General features: G+C 71.0%; 13 protein-coding genes. 3 read left to right on the top strand and 10 right to left on the bottom strand.

Annotated elements, in window-relative coordinates; all coding sequences use genetic code 11:
* The first annotated feature begins 116 nt into the window (after positions 1-116).
* Both WMF34_RS08655 and WMF34_RS08650 read left to right on the top strand, forming a co-directional pair.
* Positions 117-1,160, top strand: coding sequence for an arginine N-succinyltransferase (locus WMF34_RS08655; RefSeq protein WP_012234273.1), 1,044 nt, complete (start codon positions 117-119; stop codon positions 1,158-1,160).
* Between the two features lie 192 nt (positions 1,161-1,352).
* The gene (locus tag WMF34_RS08650; protein WP_437992992.1) at positions 1,353-3,434 is read left to right on the top strand and encodes an FAD-dependent oxidoreductase; all 2,082 of its coding nucleotides are present in this window, start codon (positions 1,353-1,355) and stop codon (positions 3,432-3,434) included.
* Here WMF34_RS08650 and WMF34_RS08645 read toward each other — a convergent pair.
* From WMF34_RS08645 to WMF34_RS08615, 7 genes are all read right to left on the bottom strand, one after another.
* Positions 3,423-4,157 carry an ABC transporter ATP-binding protein gene (locus WMF34_RS08645; protein WP_012234271.1) on the bottom strand — a complete coding sequence of 245 codons (735 nt, stop codon included), beginning with the start codon at positions 4,155-4,157 and terminating at the stop codon, positions 3,423-3,425. The genes WMF34_RS08650 and WMF34_RS08645 overlap by 12 nt on opposite strands.
* Before the next feature lie 7 nt (positions 4,158-4,164).
* The gene (locus WMF34_RS08640; RefSeq protein WP_437992991.1) at positions 4,165-6,327 is read right to left on the bottom strand and encodes an FtsX-like permease family protein; all 2,163 of its coding nucleotides are present in this window, start codon (positions 6,325-6,327) and stop codon (positions 4,165-4,167) included.
* Positions 6,324-8,045, bottom strand: coding sequence for a lysine--tRNA ligase (lysS, locus tag WMF34_RS08635; RefSeq protein WP_012234269.1), 1,722 nt, complete (start codon positions 8,043-8,045; stop codon positions 6,324-6,326). Before lysS ends, WMF34_RS08640 begins: the two co-directional genes overlap by 4 nt.
* A protein-coding gene (gene prfB, locus WMF34_RS08630; protein WP_157907532.1) for a peptide chain release factor 2 occupies positions 8,042-9,185 on the bottom strand; the annotation gives its coding sequence in 2 pieces (ribosomal slippage) (positions 8,042-9,115 and positions 9,117-9,185; 1,143 coding nt in all). Before prfB ends, lysS begins: the two co-directional genes overlap by 4 nt.
* Before the next feature lie 252 nt (positions 9,186-9,437).
* Entirely contained in the window at positions 9,438-9,812 is a 375-nt protein-coding gene (locus WMF34_RS08625; RefSeq protein ID WP_437992990.1) for a hypothetical protein, read from the bottom strand.
* 359 nt (positions 9,813-10,171) lie between these two features.
* Positions 10,172-10,699 carry a hypothetical protein gene (locus tag WMF34_RS08620; RefSeq protein ID WP_012234266.1) on the bottom strand — a complete coding sequence of 176 codons (528 nt, stop codon included), beginning with the start codon at positions 10,697-10,699 and terminating at the stop codon, positions 10,172-10,174.
* Positions 10,700-10,787: 88 nt separating this feature from the next.
* Positions 10,788-12,500, bottom strand: coding sequence for a DUF885 domain-containing protein (locus WMF34_RS08615; protein ID WP_437992989.1), 1,713 nt, complete (start codon positions 12,498-12,500; stop codon positions 10,788-10,790).
* A gap of 115 nt (positions 12,501-12,615) precedes the next feature.
* On the opposite strand from WMF34_RS08615, the gene WMF34_RS08610 reads away from it, so the two are divergent.
* Positions 12,616-13,770, top strand: coding sequence for a S1C family serine protease (locus WMF34_RS08610; protein ID WP_437992988.1), 1,155 nt, complete (start codon positions 12,616-12,618; stop codon positions 13,768-13,770).
* 73 nt (positions 13,771-13,843) lie between these two features.
* On the opposite strand, the gene WMF34_RS08605 is transcribed toward WMF34_RS08610, so the two are convergent.
* The 3 genes from WMF34_RS08605 to WMF34_RS08595 form a co-directional block, all read right to left on the bottom strand.
* Complete coding sequence (locus tag WMF34_RS08605; protein ID WP_012234263.1) at positions 13,844-17,071, bottom strand: efflux RND transporter permease subunit; 3,228 nt, start codon at positions 17,069-17,071, stop codon at positions 13,844-13,846.
* 43 nt (positions 17,072-17,114) lie between these two features.
* Complete coding sequence (locus WMF34_RS08600; protein WP_231864747.1) at positions 17,115-18,296, bottom strand: efflux RND transporter periplasmic adaptor subunit; 1,182 nt, start codon at positions 18,294-18,296, stop codon at positions 17,115-17,117.
* A gap of 554 nt (positions 18,297-18,850) precedes the next feature.
* Positions 18,851-20,449: a glycoside hydrolase family 57 protein gene (locus WMF34_RS08595; RefSeq protein ID WP_437992987.1), complete on the bottom strand. Its 1,599-nt coding sequence runs from the start codon at positions 20,447-20,449 to the stop codon at positions 18,851-18,853.
* Between the last annotated feature and the right edge of the window lie 50 nt (positions 20,450-20,499).

The following is a 20,499-nucleotide window of genomic DNA, read 5'->3' as shown; positions in this document are numbered from 1 at the left end:
CGCGCCAGGCTCGCGCTGCCCGGCCGGCCAGGGCGCGCGGCGATCGCCGCTCTGGGCCGCGCGCGCGGCCTCCGGAGCAATGGCCAAGGACGGGCCCCACGCGTAGGCTTCCGGCGATGGTCTCGTTCGAGATACGCGCAGCCGTGACCGGCGACGAGGAACAGCTCCTCTATGTCGCGCGCCACCTGAACTCGGTCAACCTGCCGAACAACCGTGACGCAATCCACGAGATCGTCGCCGAGAGCCACAGGAGCTTCAACGGGGCGATCCAGGATCCCCGCCTCCGCCAATACGTCTTCGTCCTCGTCGACCTGACGAAGGGCGACAAGGGCATGATCGTCGGGACGTCGATGATCATCGCGCAGCTCGGCCGGCGCGGCGTCCCCTACATCTTCTTCGACGTGCTCGACGAGGAGAAGTACTCGGCCACGATCGACAAGCACTTCCATCATACCGTGCTGCGCATCGGCTACTCGTACAACGGCCCCACGGAGATCGGCGGGCTCGTGCTCATGCCGGAGTACCGGCAAGGGCCCGAGCGGCTCGGCACGATGATCTCCTATGTTCGCTTCCTCTACATGGCCGCGCGTTCCGCGCTGTTCCAGGACGAGATCCTCGCGGAGCTGATGCCCCCCCTCGAGCCGGACGGGACAAGCCACCTCTGGGAAGCGCTCGGGCGCAAGTTCACCGACATGAGCTATGCCGACGCGGATCTCCTCTCCAAGAAGAACAAGGAGTTCATCAAGGGGCTCTTCCCGGAGGGGACCATCTACGCCTCGCTGCTGCCCGAGGACGCGCAGCGCGTGATCGGGAAGGTCGGGGCGCAGACCCGGGGGGTGGAGAAGCTGCTCCGCCGCGTCGGCTTCCGCTATGCCCACAGGGTCGATCCGTTCGACGGAGGGCCGCACTTCACCGCCCGCATGGACGAAATCTCGCTCGTGAGCGATACGCGCCGGGCGAAGGCGGGCCGCCCGTTCACCCCGAGCCCGTCGGATCCGAAGGGCATCCTCGCGATCGAGCGCCCAGACGCCCCTTATTTCCGCGCGGTCGCCGCGAGCCTCCGCGATGAGGGAGAGCTCGGCATGGCGATCGCCGTGGACGCCTGGAAGCACCTCGAGCTCCAGCCTCGCTCGCCGATCTGGGTCCTGCCGATGCCGTGACAGGGCGCGTGTGCTCCGCGTCGTCCAGCGCGCGGAAGAGCAGCGGATCGTCCCGCCTGCGCCATGTCCAGCACGCGAGAGCAGCGGCTCAGCCCGCCTGCGCGCCACGTCCACCGGATCAGGCCGCCTTGCGCCGTGACGATTCTGTTGCTACAGAATTAACAGAAGTTTTCACGAGCGGTTCGGAGGACCATGACCCTTGGATTGGACCTCGATTTCGGGCGCTTGCCCGCGCTGGAGCGGAGGGAACGCTGGCCCGGGACACCGAGGGAGGATGCCGGCGCGGAGAGGGCCCCCGGGGCAAAGGGCGGCGCGGAGGCCAGGCTCTCTGGGCGGGAGATGCGCATCGCCGCCGCGCTCGCCGAGGCGGCGATGCCGCCCGGCCGCTTCCTCGACGGCGCGGGCGCCGCGACCGCCAGCCGACTCGCGGCCTGGCTCGGCTCGATCCCGCCGCACCTGGCGCAGGGGGTGCGCGCGGCGCTGTGGGCGATAGAGCTCGCTCCCCTTCCTTTCCGGCTCAGGCCGCTGTCGGCGCTGCCGCTCGAGGAGCGGATGGAGGTGCTCCGCGGCTTCGAGCAGAGCCGGGCGCGGACGCTGCGCTCGCTGCTCCGCGCCGCGCTCACGCCGCTCCGGTTCGTCCACTACGACCGGCCCGAGATGTTCAAGCACGTCGGCTGCCGTTACGAGCTGCCCACGGTGCGCGACGAGGCGCCGCGCTGGCTCGCGCAGGTGACCGACGGGCGCGAGGTCGAGGAGGACCTGGAGCTCGAGTGCGAGGTCCTCGTGATCGGGACCGGCGCCGGCGGAGCGGCCGCGGCCTACGAGCTCGCGTCGCGCGGACATGCGGTGCTCATGCTCGAGGAGGGCGACTTCCACCGCCGCTCGAGCTTCACCGGACGGCCCGCGCGCGCCTACCGGGAGATGTACCGCGACCACGGGCTCGACATGACGCTCGGCAACGTGAATATCCCGGTGTTCGCCGGGCGCGCCGTCGGAGGGAGCACCGTGATCAACTCCGGGACTTGCTACCGGGCTCCGGAGAGCACCTTCGCGTCGTGGCGCGACGGCATGGGGCTCCCTGCGGAGTTCTCGTCCGGCGGGCTCGCTCCCTATTACGAGCGCGTCGAGCGCATGCTCCAGGTCGCCCCGGCCGACCCGCTTCACCTCGGGGCGATCGGGCCGATCGTCCGGCGCGGGGCGGAGCGGCTCGGGCTGCGGCACGGGCCGCTCCAGCGCAACGCGCCGGACTGCGATGGGCAGGGGATCTGCTGCTTCGGCTGCCCCACGGGGGCCAAGCGCTCGACCGACGTGAGCTACGTGCCCGAGGCGCTGAAGCGGGGCGCGCAGCTCATCACGGCGGCGCGGGTCAGGACGATCGACATCGTGGCGGGCCGCGCGCGGGGGGCGACCGCAGTGCTCGGCGGCGACACGAGGGCCGGAGGCCACGGCGGCCGCGCGGCGAGCGGCGCAGCGCGGGGGCCGCGGCTCGTGGTCAGGGCGGAGGCCGTCGTCGTGGCCGGCGGCGCGCTGATGACGCCGCTGCTCCTGCGCCGGAGCGGAGCGTGCCTGTCGAGCGGCGCGCTGGGAAAGAACCTCTCGATCCACCCGGCGTCGAAGGTGATGGCGCTCTTCGATGAGCGGATCGATCAGTGGCAAGGCATCCCGCAGGGCTACCAGATCGACCACTTCGCCGACGAAGGGCTGATGTTCGAGGGAGGCTCGCTCCCGTTCGACGTCGCCGCGCTGGCCGTGCCCTGGACGGGACATCGCTACACGGAGCTGATGGAGCGGTATCCGCACCTCGCGACGTTCGGGTTCATGATCAAGGACACGAGCCGCGGCGAGGTGAGGCCCGGGATCGGCGGCACGCCGCTCGTGCTCTACACGATGAACCGGGAGGACGTCGCCAGGATGCAGCGCGGGGTCGAGCTGCTCTGCGAGGTGTTCCTGGCCGCGGGGGCGCAGCGCGTCCTGCCGCTCGTCGCCGGCTGCGACGAGGTGAACGGCCCCGCGGACCTGGAGCGGCTCAAGGCGCGGCAGATCCAGGCCGGGGACCTCGACGTGGCCGCGTTCCACCCGCTCGGGACGTGCCGTATCGGGGTGGATCCGCGGTCATCGTGCCTCGGGCCGGACCACCAGGCGCACGACGTCGCCGGGCTCTACGTGTGCGACGGAAGCGCGATCCCCTCGTCGCTCGGCGTGAACCCGCAGATGACCATCATGGCCATGTCGCTGCGCGCGGCCGAGCTGCTGAGCGAGCGGCTATCCGGCTGAGCCGTCGCGGTACCCGAGGGCCGCGGCGCGCTCGCTGCCGATGCGATCGCTCTCGATCGTCCCGTCGCGCATGGTCACCACGCGCGGCATCGACTCGGCGAAGCTGAGGTTGTGCGTGACCACCACGACCGTGGTGCCGTGCTTCCGGTTCATCTCGAAGAACAGCTGGTGGATCGAGTCGCTCGTCGCGGTGTCGAGGTTCCCGGTCGGCTCGTCGGCGAGGAGGAGCTTCGGCGACAGGACGAGCGCCCGCGCCAGGGCCACGCGCTGCTGCTCGCCGCCCGACAGCTCCCCCGGCCGGTGCGTCGCGCGCGCCGCGAGCCCGACCTCGGCGAGCAGCGAGCGCGCGAGCGGCTCCATCTCGCGGCGGGTCTTCCCCTGGATGAGGCCCGGCATCATCACGTTCTCGACCGCGTTGAACTCGGGGAGCAGGTGGTGGAACTGGAAGACGAAGCCGATCGTCCGGTTCCGGATCGCCGCGAGCCGCGAGCCCGGCAGGCCGGTGAGCTCGTCGTTGCCGAGGCGGATGCGGCCGCTCGTCGGGAGGTCCAGCGTGCCGATGCAGTGGAGGAACGTGCTCTTGCCGGCGCCCGAGGGGCCCACGAACGCCACGACCTCGCCCTGGTTGATGACGATGTCGATGCCGCAGAGCACGTGGAGCTCGCGGCCCATGTGAACGAACGTCTTGCGGAGGTCTTCGACGACGACGAGCGGAGTGGACATGGAGTGATTACTCGTAGCGGAGCCCGTCGACCGGAGAGAGCCTCGAGGCGGCGCGGGCCGGGTAGATGGTGGCGATGGTGCAGATGAGCATCGACGCGACCGCGACCATCGCGTAGTCGGAGAGGTTCACGTTCACGGGCAACCGGTCGATGTAATAGACGTCCGGATCGAGCCGGACACCGAACCAGTACAGGCCCGTGCAGACCGCGAGCGCGGTGCCGACACCGTAGATCGTGCCGATGGCGCCGATGATCACGCCCTCGAGCATGAACACGCGCATCACCGCGTTGTCCGAGGCGCCCAGCGCCTTCAGGACGGCGATCTCCTTGCCCTTCTCGGTCACCATGAGGAGCAGCGTGCAGACGATGCAGAAGCTCGCGACCGCGATGGCAATGGACAGGATGATGAACGTCGCTATCTTCTCCAGCTTGAGCGCGCTGAAGAGGTTCTTGTTCATCTCCATCCAGTCGCGGACGCGGAGCTGCGGCGGCGGCTTGCCTCCCTCCGGCGCCTCGTCGAGCGCGGCGCTCGCGGCGACGGCCGCCTCCACGGCCGGGCGGACCTCCTGCACCCGCTCGGGATCCGGGACCCGGATGTCGATGTGGGTGATCTTGTCGTCGAGGCTGAAGAACCTCTGCGCCTCTTCCATCAAGACGTACGCGTGCGTGACGTCGTACTCGTACATGCCGCTATAGAAGATCGCCGCGACGCGGAACTTGCGGGAGCGCGGCATCACGCCGGTGGGGCCGAGCTCGCCCATCGGCGAAAGGAGCGTCACCTCGTCCCCGACGAGCACGTGGAGCGATTTCGCGAGCTCGCGGCCGATGATGACGCCCGGGTACACGCGCGTCTGCAGCTTCAGGTAGTCGCGCACCGACGGGTCGACGTCCGTCGGCTGGCGGAAGTCCGGCCCCTTGAAGTACGGCTCCCCGCCCGGACCTCGACCGATGATCTCCTCGGGAGGCAGGCTCGTCAGCTTCTCGGGATCGCGCAGGTAGTCGAAGCTGCCGACCTCGATGTTCTTGGCGAGGTCGATGACCTGCCCGATGGTGTCCGGATCGATGCCGCGGACGAGCGCGCCCGCGGTGTTCGAGGCGCTCGAGCCCATCGCCTCGCCGGCCGCGACCGGGGTCGCGGCGCCTCCGTAGGGCGCGAGCGCGACGCGCACCTGGGTGAGCTTGTCGTCCCAGTTGCCGAAGCCGCCAGGGCGGGAGGCGTCGACGACCATGTGCGCGTTGTTGCCGAGGATCTTGCGCTTCAGGTCGGCGCCGAAGCCGCCCATGATGCTCGTCACCGAGCACAGGGCGCACGAGCTGACCGCGACGCCGGCCATCGACAGGACCGAGATGACCGTGAGAAAGCCGCTCTTCGAGGCGCGCACGTGGCGCGCGGCCACGTGGGGCACGAAGCTCCGGCGCTCGAGCGCGTCGAGGGCGAGCGGCAGGAGCGCCGACAGCACGAAGAACAGGAAGACGACGCTCGAGACGAGCGCGGTGAAGCGGATGATCTGATCCGTCGAATTGAACGACGCGCCCTTCCCGACGGGCATCCTGGCCGTGAGCGTCGCGGTGACGCCGAACGCCACGCCCACGAGCGCGCCCCACCACCAGCCGAGCGCGCGATAGAGCCCCTTGCGGACGGGGCGGCTCCCTGCGACCAGATAGCCCGCGCCCGCGCCGAACAGGGTGCCTCCAAGGATCCACCTGAAGGTCGGATGGATGGGCAGGACCGCGACCCAGAGGACGACGATCGCGAGCGCGGCGAGCAGGGACATCGCGCCGAGCACGCGGAGCCCCACGCGGGCCTTGGCCCCCCACCTGCCGGAGAGCCACCGGCCCTTGTCCGCAGCCGTCCTGGCCCGGAACAGCCGAAGGGCACCCCCCACGATCAGCGTGGCGACGAGCGGGGCGATCCTCTCCGTATTGCTCGCGAAGAAGGCGCCGATGGGCGCGAGGCCCTTCGCGCGCCCGCTGGACGCGACGAGCGTGAGCGCGAGCAGGCTGGCGCCCGTGAGGGCGACCACGACCCCGACGCGCACGACGCCGGGGCGCCGCGGCTCCAGCTCGCCCTTCTTGTCGAAGCGGGTGTAGCCCCGCCAGGCGAGCAGGACGATGCCCAGAGCGACGGCGGCGAGGAGCGCGGCCTGCAACGACCTGGAGAGCTCGATCACGCGTCGGTCTCGGGACGGAGGAGCGGGAACAGGATGACGTCGCGGATGGAGGTCGCGCCGGTGAGGAGCATCGTCAGGCGATCGACCCCCATGCCGAAGCCCGCCGTCGGCGGGAGGCCGTGCTCCAGGGCGCGGACGTAGTCGGCGTCGTAATCCATCGTCTCCTCCTCGCCCCGCGACTTCTTCTCGACCTGCGCGCGGAAGCGCGCGTCCTGGTCCTCGGGGTCGTTGAGCTCGCTGAAGGCGTTGCAGAGCTCGCGGCCGTCGATGAAGAGCTCGAAGCGGTCGACCAGCGAAGGATCGCTGTCCTTCTTGCGCGCGAGCGGGGAGACCTCGAAGGGATAGTCGATGATGAAGACAGGGACGCTCTTGTCGCCCGCCTCCGTGCGGTAGTCCCTCGTGAGGAACGGCTCGACCACGTACTCGTAGGCGCAGAAGACGAGCTCACCCGGCGACTCGCACTTCTTCGCGCCCGCGCGGAAGTTCGTCCAGTCGATCTCGCGCCCGCTCGCCTTCGCCGCCTTCGCCCACTCCTTGATCGGGGCGTCGTCCGCGGCGACGCGCTGCGGGACGTCGGCCGGCAGGCCCGACTTCGACAGGGCGCGGGCGATCCCCTCGGCCATGGGGACGCGCTCGAAGCGCTCGAGCGAGTACGTGCGCTGCGCGGCCCAGGCCGCGTGCTCGGCCGGGAGCCGCTCGGCGAGGCGGGCGTCGACGTGGCGGAGCATCGCCTCGGTGGCGTCCATCAGCGTCTCGTACGTCGCGTACGCCTGGTAGTACTCGAGCATCGTGAACTCGGGGTTGTGCCGCGTCGACAGCCCCTCGTTCCGGTAGCAGCGCGCGATCTCGTAGACGCGCTCGAAGCCGCCGACCACGAGCCGCTTCAGGAAGAGCTCCGGCGCGATGCGCATGAAGAGCTCGAGGTCGAGCGCGTTGTGGTGGGTCTTGAACGGCTTCGCGGCCGCGCCGCCGACGAGCGTGTGCATCGTCGGGGTCTCGACCTCGAGGAAGCCGCGCGCGTCGAGGAACCCGCGCAGCGCGGCGACGATCGCGGTGCGGGCGCGGAAGACCCCCGCGACGTGCGGGTTGGCCACGAGATCGACGTACCGCATGCGGTAGCGCGACTCGACGTCCTTGAAGCTCGTCTTGGTCGGCAGCGGGCGGTAGGCCTTCGTGAGCAGCCGGAGGCGCCCCGCGCGGATCGAGAGCTCGCCCTTCTGCGTCGCCATCGCGACGCCGTGGGCCTCGACGAAGTCGCCGAGATCGATGTCCTCCAGCCGCTCGAAATCGGCGAGGCTCCCCTGCTCGCAGTAGAGCTGGAGCTCGCCGGTGCGGTCGCGCAGCCGGACGAAGGTGACGCCGCCGAACGAGCGCACGAAGAGGACCCGGCCCGCGACGCGGAACGGGACCGGCTCGACGCGCGCCGGATCGTAGCGATCCGCCGCGGCGGAGGCGGATCGCTCGGGCGCCGCGCCCTCGGGCCTCGGCTCGGCCGCAGCCCGCGCCCCGTCGAAGCGGGCGCGGACGGCCGCGAGCTCGACGAGCGGCTCGCCCTCCGTGACGTCGTTGGCGAACGGGTTGTCGCCGCGCGCGCGGAGGCGGGCCGCCTTCGCCTTGCGCGTGGCGATCAGCGTCTCCTCGGCGCGCGCGGCCTCGGCGGCCTCCTTCACGAGCCGCTCGGTCTTCTTGTCGTTCGGTCTGTCTTTTTGCTGGCTCACGGAGCGTCGTCCTCCGCGACGGAGCCGCCCTTCCTGAGCGAACCGCCGGCCGCGGCGAGCAAGTAGGCCTCGATGAAGCCCTCGAGATCGCCGTCGAGGACGGCGTCCACGTCGGTGGCCTCGGTGGAGGTGCGCACGTCCTTGACGAGCCGGTAGGGCGCGAGGACGTAGTTCCTGATCTGGCTGCCGAAGTTGATGGAGCTCTTCGCGGCGTTGTAGGCCTGGACCTCGGCCTCCCGCTTCTGGAGCTCCATCTCGTACAGCTTCGCCTTGAGGACCTTCATCGCCATCGCGCGGTTCTGGTGCTGGCTGCGCTCGGCGCGGCACACGATGTTGAGTCCGGTCGGTATGTGCCGCAGGCGAACGGCGGTCTCGACCTTGTTCACGTTCTGCCCGCCCTTGCCGCCGGCGCGCATCGTCGTGATCTCGATGTCCTTCTCGTTGACCTGGATGTTGATCTCGTCGTCGCTGTCCGGGGTGACCTCGACGGCGGCGAACGCGGTCTGGCGGGTGTGATCGGCGTTGAACGGGCTCATCCGGACGAGGCGGTGGACCCCGGCCTCGGAGCGCAGATAGCCGTAGGCGGCGTCGCCGCTCACCGTGAGGGTGACGGCGTCGATGCCCGCCTCGTCGCCGTCCTGGTAGTCGATGATCTCCGTCTTGTACCCGCGGCGCTCGCAGAAGCGCAGGTACATGCGGAGGAGCATGGACGCCCAGTCCTTCGCGTCGGTGCCGCCGGCGCCCGGGTGGATGCTGACGATGGCGTTGCCGCGGTCGGCGGGGCCGGACAGCATGCGATCGAGCTCGACCTTGCGCAGGCGCCCGGCGATGGCGTCGGCCTGCGCGTCGGCGTCGGCGATGACACCCTCGTCGCCCTCGGCAGCGCCGAGCTCGAGGTACTCCGCGAGATCCTCGATCTCGCGGCCGAGCCGCTGCGCCACCTCGAGCTTCGACTCGACCTGGGCGCGCTTGCGGAGGACGGCTTGGGCCTTTTCCTGATCGTTCCAGAACCCCGACGACAGCGTCGTCTGGGTCAGATCCTGGAGCATCCGTTCGAGCTTGGGGACGTCAAAGATGCCCCCTTAGCGCCTCAAAGCGCCGTTTGATGTCGAGGACTTTCTCGCGGGTCTCGGAGAGCATGGCCGGGGATCTATTCGATCTGGGCGGCGATCGCCAGGAGAGACGCCAGGCGAGACCGCCGCGCGCGGGCGGGCCGAGGCGGCTCCACGGCGGGCGCGCAGGCGACGCGCTCGTCAACGCGGCGCGCAGGAGGGCGAGGGTGCGGCGGATGACCCGGCGCCGCGGATTCCCTGGCCGTGGACCGCGTCGCGACCGCCGGGCGCCCCGAGGCCGCGCGAGCTCCGAGCTTCCCGTCCAGCGGGACAAGGCGCCTCAACCAGGAGTCGGCGCAGGGACGGATTCGCGGACGGCGCGGCGGATCCTGAGCCACGACCGCTGAGCGCTCCGCGCTCGCCTTGGGCTCCGCAGGGCATCCCGGATGGCCCTGAGGGAGACCGCGGGAGGCGGCGCCTTGCTGCTCAGCGCGGCGTCGAGGTAGCGGCCCAGGAACTCCGTCAAGGCGACGGCGGTGACCGCATTGGAGAAGAGACCGGCGACCGGGACGAGGCCGAGCGTGAAGTTGGCGAAGAGCCTTACGGCCGCTCCACCCCAGATGATCTTGCTCACCTGAAGCCACGGAGCCCTGCGGAGCGGCACGCCCCGGCGCCGGGTCAGCGACACGGAGAAGGCGTAATGAATGGGAACCACGATCAACTCATCTGCGCCGGGAATGGGCTGAGTGACGAAGCTGATCACTGCAGCGATGGCAGAATACTTGTTGGTCAGCCGGCGGCTCGTCGGTTCCATGGGTCGTATATACGGCGTGGAGCCGGCCGCCGGGAGGCCGAGACAAGCATGTCGACGAGGGCGCGGCGCGCGCAGCCGAGGGCGGATCACGCTCGGCCTGGACGAAGCATGGGAGTCTCCGCGCTCGTCGATGTCCTGGGGGCCCTGGAGATCTTTGCAGGACAGAGCGAGGGAGATCTCCAAAGCACGTTGGAGCGCCCCGCGGATTGGACCCCGACATGGGAAAGACCATTTCCCGCGGCCCTCGCGAGGCGCCGGCGCTACGGATCGAGCCCTTCCCTGCACGCGATCCGGAGCTCACCGAGCGCGGCGACGAGCGCGCCGCGCTCGCCCTGCCACGCGGGCGACGGGTCCTCGGCGTCACGCCGGCGGATGTGCTCGCGGGCCTCGTCCCAGAGCGGGCGCGGCGGCACGAGCGGCGGCACCCGCGCGCGCACGTCGTCCGTCAGGCGCAGCACGCGCTCGACGCGGGACAGCGCCTCGCCGAGCGGCACCTCGCCCGCCTTGCAGCGCCGCAGCAGGCCGCACTCGTAGCTGCTGCACACGGAGAAGCGCGCCTCGTAGACGGTGCACTTCCGGTCGAGGTGGCAGGGGCACGGCAGGCTGAAGGCGTCGTGGTACCGATTGCAAGCGAGCGGCAGGCGCAGCTTCTCGGCCCGCGGGAGCTCGTGCTCCTCGAGCGGCGCGACGTCGAAGAGCAGCCCCGTGCAGCAGAGGCCACACGCGGTGCAGAGGTCCGAGCCGTCCGGCCGCGCCTCGGGGGCTTCGTTCGCTGGGGGAGCGCTCACCCGCGTCGATTGGCACGCGCGTGGCCGCGCGTCGAGGCGCGAAGCGGGCGGGCGGCGCTTGTCCGACGAGCGCGTGTCCGACGCACGCTCAGGGCGCGGCGTCGTCGAGCACGATCTCGCGCAGGTGATCGAGCCCGACCGACCCGGAGCCGATCACCCTGGCGTGAAACGCCTTCAGATCGAAGGCCTCGCCGTGGCGGCGCCGCAGCGTGTCGCGCAGCTCCAGGACGACGCGCTCGCCGACCTTGTAGGAGATCGCCTGCCCCGGCCAGCCCAGATAGCGCGTCGCCTCGCTGTGCGCGTGCTCCAGCGGGAGGAAGGCCCGGCGGTGGAGGTACTCGACGGCGATCTCGTAGCGCCAGGGCTCGCCGGCGTGGAGCGGCGCGTCCCGGGGGATCGGCAGCTCCAGGTGCATGCCGATGTCGAGGACGACGCGGTAGGCGCGCGTCAGCTTGCCCGCGAGCATCCCGAGCACGTAATCGGGGCGCTCGAAATAACCGAGCTCGTACATGAGCTGCTCGGCGTAGAGGGCCCACCCCTCGGCGTGGCCGGAGTTCGTCACCAGGAAGCGGTGGAGTCGGCTCAGCCGGTCATCGAGGTGCACCTGGAGCGCGCACTGCAGGTGATGGCCAGGAAAGCCCTCGTGGTACGCCGTGGTGATCTCCTCGTAGAGCGGGAACGCCTGCTTCGCGCCGGGCGCATACCAGACGGTGCCGGGCCGCTTGAAGCCGTCGCTCGGGGGCACGTAGTAGGCGCCGAGCGCGCCGCCCGGCGGAGCGAGCTTCACCTCGATGTGACGGATGGGCGCCGGGATGTCGAAATGGACGCCGTCGAGATCGGCGAGCGCCTTTCGCTGGCGCTCGGACATGATGCGGAGGAACTCGTCGGCGCCCTGCGCGCACCGGGCGGGGTCGGTCATGAGCAGCTCGATCACCTCGGGCAGCGACGCGCCGGGGAGGATCTCGCCGGCGAGGCGCGCCATCTGGGCCTCGATGGCGTGCACCTCGGACCACCCCCAGGCGTAGGTCTCGATCGGGTCGATGCTCGCGCCGAGGAAGCGGCGCGCGAGGCGCAGGTAGCGCTCCTCTCCCACGGCGTCCGCGGCGCGCGCGCTCGGCAGGTACGTCTGCTCCAGGTAGCCGGCGAGCGCGCCGAACGCGGCGCGCGCCCGCTCGACGCCGTTAGCGACGCGCGCGCGGCCGGCGCCCGCGCCGCAACCCGACGCCTCGTGAGCGGCCGGCAGCGTGAGGAAGAACGACGCGTCGCCCGCCTGGTAGCGCGCCTGCTCGATCACGGCGAACACCTGGCGGCGCGCGACGACCTGGCCCGTCCGTCGCCCCTCCTCGAGCGAAGCGCGGTAGCTGTCGCACGCGCGCGGCAGGCCCTCCAGGCGCGACGCGATGGCCTCCCAGCCGGCGGCGCTGTGGACATCCATGAGGTCGAAGACCATCCGGAGGTGCTGGAACGCCGACTCGATGTTGTTGAGATCGCGCAGGTGCTCGCCGTGACGGAAATCGTCGAGCCGCTCATCCAGGTAATCCGCCATGACACGGCGTGCGAGGCGACCCCACCGCGCCTCCGCCCCGGAGCGCGGCGGCGGCAGCGAGCGGAGCCGCTCCTGGAAGGACGCGACCGTGGAGGCCCAGGACGCGGCGCCGCTCGGGCTCCAGTCGTTCCAGGCGCCTTCGTCGCAGGGGATGCCCGCGAGGGTGGCATGGGCAGGACAGCGGGCAGCGAAGGCTTCGACGAACTCGTCGCTGAGGGCGAAGATGGGATCGCGCGCGTCGTGGTCTTGGCTCACCGCGACAGCATATGCGGCCACGACCGGATTTTCTCCGGGCGCGCGAGACGATCCGTCGGGTCTTCGTTACGCTTGCTGTTGGGAGGCCGCTCACGCGGCGGCCTCGGGGAGCGACATGAACCACCGCAGCCTGCCAGGCGAGCTCCATGACGATGACCGGCCCTCCTCCGCCGCTCCTCCATCGCGCCCCCGCCCCCCGCGGCGGCGCGTCTGGCCGCGCGTCTCGGCGCTCGTCGCCGCGGCGGCGCTCGCGGCGCTCGGCTGCACCGCGAGCTCGGCGAGCCAGCCGGCGATCTCCGCGTCACAGCCCGCGGCCATGACGCCAGCGCAGATCGCGGCGCGCGCCATGCCGGCGGTCGTCACGATCCGCGGCGACGGCTCGCTCGGGGCGGGCTTCCTCGTCCGCGAGGACGGCTGGATCGCGACGAATTTCCACGTCGTCGCCGGGATGCCGGACCTCAAGGTCGTCCTCTCCGATCAGAGCGAGCACCCGGTGCTCGAGGTGCTCGCGTTCGACGAGGCGCGAGATCTCGCGATCGTCCGGATCCACGCGCCTCGGAGGCTCCCGCTGCTCTCCCTCGGCAACAGCGGCGCGGTCCGCCCCGGCGATCCGGTCGTCGCGATCGGCCATCCGCTCGGCCTCGCGGACACCGTGTCGAACGGCCTCGTGAGCGCCGTCCGCGTCGTGGATCCGGAGCTGACGCTGCTGCAGATCTCCGCGCCGATCGCGCCAGGCTCCTCGGGCGGCCCGCTGTTCAACGACCACGGCGAGGTGATCGGCGTCGCCGCGGCGGTCTCGACGCAGGGGCAGAACCTCAACTTCGGCGTGCCCGCCGACTACCTCAAGCGGCTGCTCGTGCGCCCCGATCCCGTCCCGCTCTCGACGTTCGCGGCCGAGACGGCCGAGGAAGAGCAAGGGCTGCCGGCGGTCAAGCGTTCGGTGCCTCACCACGCGCTCGCGATCCTCCGCGGCTGCACCGAGGGGGACCTGCTCGTGCTGGCGCGCACGATGGACGGCGCGATCCAGGTCGGCTCGCCCCTCTACAACCAGGGGGATTTCGCGTCCTGCTATCACGTCTACGCGGGCGCCTCGCTCGACATGGAGCGCCGGCTCGGCCCTGCGTGCAGGGGCCCGAGGAACGCGCTCGTCGAGGGACGGCGCAAGGCGGCTGGCCTCGACGACGAGGCCGCCCAGGCCTGGGCGATGCGCGACGCGTTCGACGGGCTGCTCGAGGTGATCCTGCGCAAGGTCCACGGCGAAGCGCAGTGAGCGGCGCCTCGCCGCGGTAGCGAAGGGGGCCGGGCGCGGCGCGCCGCGGCCCCGGAGCGCGGTCGGGGTGCCGCTAGTCGAGCTGCGCCGACGCGGGCCGGCCCGCGTCGTGCGCGACGGCGGCGCGCGCCGCGGCGCCGCGGTGCCCCGCCGCGACGACCCCATCCCCCGCCGGAGCGACGCCGCCCTCCCCCGCCCCGCGCGGCTCGCCCTGATCGTCGTTGCCCCGCATGAAGGGCAGGATCCGCTTGAGCCACGAGGAGACGTCGTCGAACAGCGAGTAGGCGACCGGGGTCGCGAGCAGCGTCAGGAGGAGCGCCAGCGTCTGCCCGCCGATGATCACGAAGCCGGTCGCGCGGTTCGTGCCCGAGCCCGCGCCGCTCGAGACGACGAGCGGGATCATGCCGGCGACGAACGCGAGCGTGGTCATCAGGATCGGCCGGAGCCTGTCGCGGTTCGCCTCCAGGATGGCCTGCGCCCGCGGCAAGCCATGCTCGCGCAGCTTGATCGTGTGATCGATCTGGAGGATCGAGTTCTTCTTCACGACGCCGAACAGCACGACGATGCCGAGCAGCGAGAAGATGTTGAGCGACTGCCGGAAGATGATGACCGCGATGAACGCGAACGGCACCGTCAGCGGCAACGACAGGAGGATCGTGATCGGGTGCAGCCACGACTCGAACTGCGCCGCGAGCACGAGGTACATGAAGACCAGCGACAGGAGGAGGGCGACGAGGAAGCTCTTCATCATCTTGATGAGCTCCTTCGACGCGCCGACGGGGCCAGCGGAGTAGCCGGACGCGAGGTTCATCTCCGCGACGGCCTTGTCGAGCTCCTGGATGACCGTCTGCTGCGAGTAGCCCGCCTCGAGGTTGGCGGTCAGCATGACCTGCCGCTGCCGGTTGTACCGCTCGATGCGCGACGGGCCCGTCCCCTCGGTGAACGACACCACGTTGTCGAGCGTCACGGCGCCGAGCTTGGTCGACGGCACCGTGATCTTCGCGAGGCCCTCCTTGTCGGAGCGGAAGCTCGACAGCGCGCGCGCGCGCACCTCGTACTGCTCCCCGCCTTCGTTGTAGGTCGACACCTTGTACCCGCCGACCAGGAGCCGCAGGGTGCTGGCCACGTCGCCGACCTGAACGCCGAGATCGGCGGCCTTCTTGCGGTCGATGACCACGCGGATCTCCGGCTTGCCCACGAGCAGCGAGGTGTCCGGATCGACGACGCCCGGGATCGCCTTGAGCTTCTGCAGCAGCGCGTCGGAGTAGTGGCCGATCTTCTGGAGGTCGGGGCCCTGCACCTGATAGGCGATCTGGGTGCTCTGACCGCCGGAGAAGGCGGGCACGACGCCGATGTTCGCCCGGAGCTTCTCCGCATCGAACTGCGGCGTGAGCTCGCGACGAGCGCGATCGATGAGGTCCTGCTGCGACAGCGCGCGCTGATCCGCCGGCTTGAGCTTCACGTAGATGGTGGCGAGGTTCGGCGTCTTCTGCGGATCGTCGCCGATCGTCGTCAGCGTGTAGAGCACGCCGGGGAGCTTCTCGATGTCCGACGCGATCCGCGTGGCGATGACGCGCGTCCCGTCGAGGCTCACGCCCTCGGGCGCGCGCATGCTGACCTGGAACTGCGACTCGTCCTCGATCGGGAGGAAGTTGAACTTGGCCATGCCCCCCAGCACCGGGATCGAGAACAGCGCCAGGAGCGAGGCGAGCACGATCACCCAGCGGTGCGCCATCGACCAGCGGAGGATCGCCATGTAGCCGCGCTCGATCGGCCCGTAGAAGCGCGACTCCTTGGAGCTACCGGCGTCGTGCTTCTCCGGCTTCTTCAGCCATCGCGCGGACAGCATGGGCGTCAGCGTGAAGCTCACGATCAGCGAGACCAGGATCGAGAACGCCATGGTGAGGCCGAACGAGTTCAGGAAGCGGCCGACGATGCCGCTCATGAACGCGACGGGGAGGAACACGGCGACCAGCGAGAGCGTCGTCGCGAGCACCGCGGGGCCGATCTCCTTCGTGCCCTGGAGCGCCGCCTCCCACGGGCTCGCGCCCTTCTCCTCGATCCAGCGGTAGCAGTTCTCGAGGACGACGATCGCGTCGTCGATCACGATGCCGACCGCCAGCGTCAGCGCGAGGAGCGTGATCCCGTTGAGCGTGAAGCCCGCCACCTTCATCAGGGCGAACGTGGAGATGATGCTCGTCGGGATGGCGATCGCCGAGATGAGCGTGCTGCGGGCGTTCGCGAGGAAGAGCGCGACGATGATCGCGGCGAGCACCGCGCCGAGCACGAGGTGCTCCTTGACCGCGTGGACCGAGTTCTTGATGAACTCCGACTGATCGCGGGCGATGGCGATGCTGTACCCCTCGGGGAGGCGCTTCTCCACCTCGCTGATCCGCGCCTTCAGCCCGTCGATGACCTCGACGGTGTTCGTCCCGCTCTGCTTGCGGATGCTGAGGAGCACGGCAGGATCGAGGCCGCGGAAGCCGGCGGACTCCGGCTCCGCCATGCCGTCCTGGACCTCCGCGACGTCGCCGAGCCGGACGGAGTAGCCGTCGCGGTTCGCGAGGACGATGTCCGCCATCTGCTGGACCGACTGCACGCGGCCGCGCGTCCGCAGGGTGAGCGCCCTGCCCCCTTGCTCGATCCGGCCGGCCGGGATCTCGACGTTCTGGCTCGCCAGCGCCTGGGCCACAACGCCGCCGGTCAGGGAGTACTTCTCGAGCTTCTCCGGATCGATCCAGATGTTGATCTGCCGGCTCCGGCCGCCGATGAGCAGCACCTGTCCGACGCCGGCGAGCGACTCCAGCTCGCGCCGGAGCGTCTTGTCGGCGAACTCCGTCACCGAGCGGACGTCCGCCTTCGGAGACGAGACGGCGAGCGTGAGGATCGGCGCGGCGTCCGGATCGAGCTTGCCGACCACCGGCGGGTCGATCCCTTCCGGCAGATCCGCGAGGATGCCTTCGACCTTGTCGCGCACCTCCTGCGCGGCGACGTCGACGTCCTTCTCGAGCTGGAAGGAGATCATGACCTGGCTGAGCCCCTCGACCGAGGCCGAGCGCAGCTCGTCGATGCCGCTGATCGTGTTGACCGCCGACTCGATCTTGTCGGAGAGCTCCGTCTCGACCTCCTCGGGCGCGGCGCCGGGGAGGACGGTCGTCACGACGATGAACGGGAACTCGACCTTGGGGAACCGGTCCACGCCGAGGCCGAAGTAGGAGAACGCCCCGAGCACCGTCAGGAGCAGGACGATCACCGAGGCGAAGACCGGCCTACGGATGCAGATTGCCGCGAGCCATTGCATGGTCGCTACCTTTCTTCAGTAATGAGGCGCGCGTGCGCTCGGCTCACTGCGCCGCCGCGACCTCGATGCCGTCCGCCAGCTCGCTCACCTTGTCGATCGCGACCTCATCCCCCTCCGAGAGCGGACCGACGACCTCGACGAGGTCTTCGACCTTGCGACCAGGCTTGACGAGCCGCTCCGTCACGCGATCGCCCGACTTCACGAACACGCGGGCGCTCGTCCCGGAGGTGCCGACCGCCGACTCCGGGACGAGGATCGCCGTTCTTGACTCGCCGGTCAGCGTCAGCTGCCCCTGCGCGAAGAGGCCGGGGCGGAGCTTGCCCTCGCTGTTGTCGAACTCGGCCTCCACGGGCAGGGTGCGCGACGAGGCCTTCAGGCTCGCGCCGATCCGCTTCACGACGCCCGGGAACAGGCGGTCGGGGAAGGCGGCGACCGAGACGCTGACCGGCTTGCCCACCTCGATGTGCGCGATGTCCGCCTCGGGCACGTCGATGCGCAGCCGCAGCGGGTTGTCGCGGACCACGACCGCCACGACGCGGCCCGGGCTGGCGTACTCGCCGACGCTGATCCGCTTCTCGGCGATCGCGCCGTCGAAGGGCGCCCGCACCGTCGTGTCGGACACCGCCTTCGAGGCGAGCCCCGCCTGCGCCTGCGCGGACGTGAGCGCCGCGACCGTCGCGCGGATGCCGTTGACCGCGGCCTCGTACTGCGCGGCCGCGTTCTGGGCCTGCGTGCGCGCCGCGTCCCAGGTCGACTGGGGGACGGCGCCCTGGTCGTAGAGCTGCTTCACGCGCTCGGCCTCGGACTTCGCGAGCTCCATGCTCTGCTTCGCGGCCCGGACCTCCGGGACCTGGTCGGGATCGATGCCCTTCGGCGACGCGCCGTCCTGCAGCGCGAGCTTGGCCCGCGCCTGCGCGACGGCCGCGGACGCGGCCTGCGACTGGAGGGCGACGTTGCGCGCGTCGAGCACGACGAGCGGATCGCCCTTCTTGACCCGGGCGCCCACGTCGACCGCGACGCTCACGACCAAGCCGCCGACCTGCGTCGCCGCCTCGCTCGTCTCGTCGGCGACCAGGGTGCCGCTGATGTCCAGCGTCTGCGCGAGCGGGCGCACGGTCACCTTCCCGAAGCGCACCGCGGGCTTCTGGCGTGGCGCGGCGGTGTCGCGCGCCGGCGACGGCTGCGCGTCCGCCTCGGGGCGGCGACACCCGGTCAATGTGGGCACCGCGAGCGCAGCGAGCAGCGCCGCGACGACGGCGGCGCGGGAGTGATTCGATGCGGCGCTACGAGCGCCGAGAGCCCATCGAGCGAAACGGCGCTCGGGTCCGCAAGGAGGATGTGTCATGGGGAGTCCGACCGGTTCTTTGCCAGCGCCTGCCGGTGCGGTCCAGGAGCAAAGCTGGCGGGCAACACACTAGGGTGCTGACCGGCCGGTCATCAAGGGGGTGTTCCGGACAAGGTCTCCGTCCCTCTCGCACTTCATGCCGCCATGGCCGCGAAAAACGTGCTGGGAGATGGGCGCCGGGTCGCGCTGCCGGCGGCCGGCGATGAAATGGGCGGGTGAATCGCGGGTCACCCTCCCGAAAAGAGGCGCCCAGGGCACCGCCGCGGGGCGCACACGCCCTCCCACGGAGTCGACCGCCGTGGCGAGGACGGTCGGCGATCATGCGAAGTACCTTCGCACAACATTTTAACACAACTTAATCCTTCTTTACCGGAAAGAGATCTGCCCCTGGAGCGCGGTAGATCCGGAGGCGAGCGGCGCGGAGGAACGCCGGCTCAGCGCCACGGGTCGAAGGCGCCTCGGAGCGCAGGGCCCGAGAGCTCGACGAGGAAAGGGTCGAGCGCGCACAGCGCGTCGAGCCACGCCACGTCCGAGGGCGAAGCCGTGGGCTGCTGGGCCAGGGACGCGAGGCGGCGGGCGCGGGTCGCGTGGGCGTGGGCGCGCGCCTCGGCATAGGAAGCCATCTCCCCGGCCGACATCATGAAGGCCCAGTCGCTCGATTGAAGGAGGAGGAGCTCGCGGATCGCCTGGTCCAGCGCGCGGCCCGGCAGGCCGCCCGCGTGGCGGAAACGCGAGAGCGCGCCCAGCACGGCGCGCTCGGCGTGGTGCGCGTGCCGCCACAGCGAGGACGCGCTCGGGCCCGTCCAGAATGCGCCGAACCCGCCTTCGCCCCACGTCGAGGCGGCAGGCTCCACGACCTCGACGGGCGGATGGCGCTCCAGGTATGCGCCGAGCGCGATCGGAACGGCGCGATCCGAGGCCGCGAGGCGGCGCAGGGCGTGCTCGAGGAACTCGGGCCCTTCGAGCCACCAGTGGCCGAAGAGCTCGGCGTCGTAGGGGGCCACCAGGATGGGCGGGGCGTTCACGCCGCGGATCGACGCGAGCGCGGCCTCGCGGCGGGCCACGAAATCCGCGGCGTGCGCGCGCGCCTGCGCGGAGGCGCGGGCCGGGTCGTACGGCGCCTTGTCGGGGCCGGGCCCCGTCACGCGATGGAGCTTGAGGCCGGTCATGAGCCGGGTGCCGTCGGGACCGACCTCCCCTTCGAGCTCGCGCTCGGGCAGGTCGAGCCCGACGTCGCGGTAGAACTCGCGGTACACCGGGTGACCCGGATAGCCGGCGTCGCGCGACCAGACCTCGCGCGCGCTGTCGCGATCGCGCCCGAAGCACGCGAGGCCGGCAGGCGAGAGCACCGGGGCGGACGCGCCCGCGGACGCAGGCGGCGCGGCGAGCGTGAGCGCGTGGGCGTCGAGCACGGTGAAGCGGACGCCCGCCGCCGCGAGATCGGCGTCGAGGCCGGGCGCGTAAGCGCACTCGGGCAGCCAGAGGCCGCGAGGCTCGGGCGCGCCGGTGAAGGCCGCGAAGGCGCGGCGGCCGAGCCGCAGCTGCGCCCGGATCGACGCCGGCGTGGCGAGCAGTCCGGGTAGGTAGGCGTGCGTCGCGGCCGTGGTGAGGAGCTCGACGCGGCCCGCCCCGGCGTGGCGCACCAGGGCGCCCGGGACATCGCCGCCGAGCGCCTCCCACGAGCTCGCCGCGTCCGCGAGCCGCGCGCGGTAGAACGCGGCGGCCTCGGCGAAGCCGCTCCCGGCGAAGCGGGCCTCCACCCGGGCCGCCAGCGCGGTGAGCCGGCGGAGGTGGTCCTCGAACCGGCGAAGGAGCAGCTCGTCGCGCAGCATCGCGAGGAGCGACGGCGAGACGGAGAGGGTCAGCGGGGCGACGACGCGGTCGGCAGCGAGGCGATCGAGGACCCCGAGCAGGGGGAGATAACACTCCCAGAGCGCCTCGAAGAGCCAGCGCTCCTCCAGGGAGCGGGCGTGCTCGGGGTGACGCACGTACGGCAGGTGAGCGTGGAGGACGAGGGCGACGTAGCCCGGCATGGAGCGCTGGGGGCGGGAAACCGCCGTTCATCCCGGCGTGGTACGGAGAT

The sequence above is a fragment of the Sorangium sp. So ce145 genome (assembly GCF_051525985.1).
GTDB lineage: Bacteria > Myxococcota_A > Polyangia > Polyangiales > Polyangiaceae > Sorangium > Sorangium cellulosum_B.
The sequence above is the reverse complement of the archived record's forward strand: the minus strand, read 5'-3'. Positions and strand labels throughout refer to the sequence as shown.